Below are 2042 nucleotides of genomic sequence, written 5' to 3'. Positions count from 1 at the left end.
CCGGCCGGGCCTGGGCGAGGCGCGGCCGGGCCGGGGGCCTGGGGTTTGGCCGGGGGTCGGGCCGGGACCACGCGGTCCCGGTGTGGGGCAGCGGGCCCCTGTCCCGCCGGAGGTGAGGCCGCTGCCGGCGTGGCTTCGGCTGCTCCATCTCCCGCCGGAGCTGGTCACGGCGCTGGGCACCGCTCTGCGCACGACCCTGGGCACCGCGCTGGCGGGGCATCCGGTGGGACGCGGGCTCTCTCGGCTGCGTGACCGGGTGAGGCTGCGTCGGCGCCCGCTGTCGCTGGCGGCCGTCGTGGCGGCGGGGTTGGTCCTGCTGGCGCTCGGGTTGTTGCCCGCCCCGTCCGGCACGGATTCCTCCGGCACGTCGGCGACCGGCGTGGCCGGGGTAGACGTGGATTCCACGACGGCCGACCCCGAGGGGAGAGGCCGTTTCGACGCGCCGGATGCCACCGCGCCGGATGCTGCAGCGCTGGCCGGTGACGACCCGGTGCAGGCTGTTCCGGTGCTGCTCCGGCTGCGCGCCGGCTGCCTCGCCCGGGCATCCGTCGTCTGCCTTGACGGCGTCGACCAGCCCGGGTCGGCGGTCGTGGCAGCGGACACGTACGCCGCGAGGACCGCCCAGCAAGGCGGAGGCGCGGCGGACCCACAGGCCTTCGACGGCTACACGGCGAGCCTGGTGGAGCGCATCGGCGACTCGGCGCTCGTCGCACTGGCCCCGCCAACCGAACCGGCCCCGCCCGCCGACCCATCGGGGCCACAAGGCCGGCCGGCCTCGGTGCTTGCGGTCAAGGGCGAGGGCGGCTGGCTCTTGCGCGAGATCTTCGACTACTAGCTGCAGCTCGAGCCGTGAGGGGTCGCATATCGACCTTCGTTTGCCTCAGGAAGGTCGATATGCGACCCCTCAGCGTCAAAAAAGGGGGCGAGCCTGGCGGGTCGCCCCCTTTTCGAAGGGTGGAGCGGATGAAGCGGGGAATCAGATTCCCAGGTTGCCCTCGAACGCTCCGGCCTCCAGGCGCGCCTTCATCGTGGTGAGGAAGCGTGAGGCGTCCGCGCCGTCGATGATGCGGTGGTCGTAGGACAGGGCCAGGTAGAGGCAGGACCGGACGGCGATCGAGTCCAGGCCGTCGGTCGTCACGACGACCGGCTTCTTGTAAACGATTCCGGTGCCGAGGATGGCGCTCTGCGGCAGGAAGACGACCGGGGTGTCGAACAGCGCGCCGCGCGAACCGGTGTTGGTCAGCGTGAAGGTGCCTCCGGACAGTTCGTCCGGCTTCAGCTTGTTGTCGCGCGTCCGGGCGGCGAGGTCGGCGATCTGGGCGGCGAAACCGGCCAGGTCGAGCTCTCCGGCGTTACGCACAACCGGAGTCAACAGGCCGCGTTCGGTGTCGACGGCGATGCTGATGTTCTCCTGCGCCGGGTAGACGATCTGGTCGCCGTCTACGGTGGCGTTGATGATCGGGTAGGTCCGCAGCGCCTCGGCCGCGGCCAGGGCGAAGAACGGCAGGAACGAGAGCTTGTTGCCCGTCTTTGCGTGGAAGTCCGCCTTCACCTTGTCGCGAAGCATGGCGACCCGGGTCACGTCGACCTCGACCACGGTGGTGAGCTGCGCCGAGGAGTTCATCGAGATGACGGCACGCTCGGCGACGACCTTGCGGAGACGCGACATCGGCTGGGTGGTTCCGCGCAGCGGCGAGACCTCGATGACCGGGGCAGCAGACGCGCTGGGAGCGGCCTCGGCTGCCGCGGCGATGTCTTCCTTGCGGATGCGTCCACCGACGCCGGTCCCGGTGATCGTGGACAGGTCCACGCCGGCCTCGTTGGCGAGCTTGCGCACGATCGGCGTCACGTAGCCGGATGTTCCGGCGTGCGATCCACGGGCCGCTGCGGGTGCGGCTGCCGGTGCGGCAACTGCAACGGGTGCGGCCGTCGGGGCTGCGACGGGTGCGGCAACCGGCGCAGGCGCTGCTGCGGCAGGAGCTGCTGCTGCGGGAGGCGGCTCGACGGCGGCGGGCGCCGGCGGGGCGACGGCCGGGGCTGGT

2 protein-coding genes are annotated in these 2042 nt (G+C 72.0%); one reads left to right on the top strand and one right to left on the bottom strand.

From position 1 onward, the window contains the following. The first annotated feature begins 112 nt into the window (after positions 1–112). Complete coding sequence (locus E3T33_RS07235; protein WP_134575040.1) at positions 113–835, top strand: hypothetical protein; 723 nt, start codon at positions 113–115, stop codon at positions 833–835. Positions 836–976: 141 nt separating this feature from the next. Here E3T33_RS07235 and E3T33_RS07230 read toward each other — a convergent pair. Next, on the bottom strand, positions 977–2042 hold a 1066-nt coding region (locus tag E3T33_RS07230; protein ID WP_134575039.1), incomplete at its 5' end, for a 2-oxo acid dehydrogenase subunit E2.

Source organism: Cryobacterium sp. TMT1-2-1 (assembly GCF_004403955.1).
Taxonomy (GTDB): Bacteria; Actinomycetota; Actinomycetes; order Actinomycetales; family Microbacteriaceae; genus Cryobacterium; species Cryobacterium psychrotolerans.
Note: the sequence above shows the minus strand (reverse complement) of the source record. Positions and strands in the feature narration are given on the sequence as shown.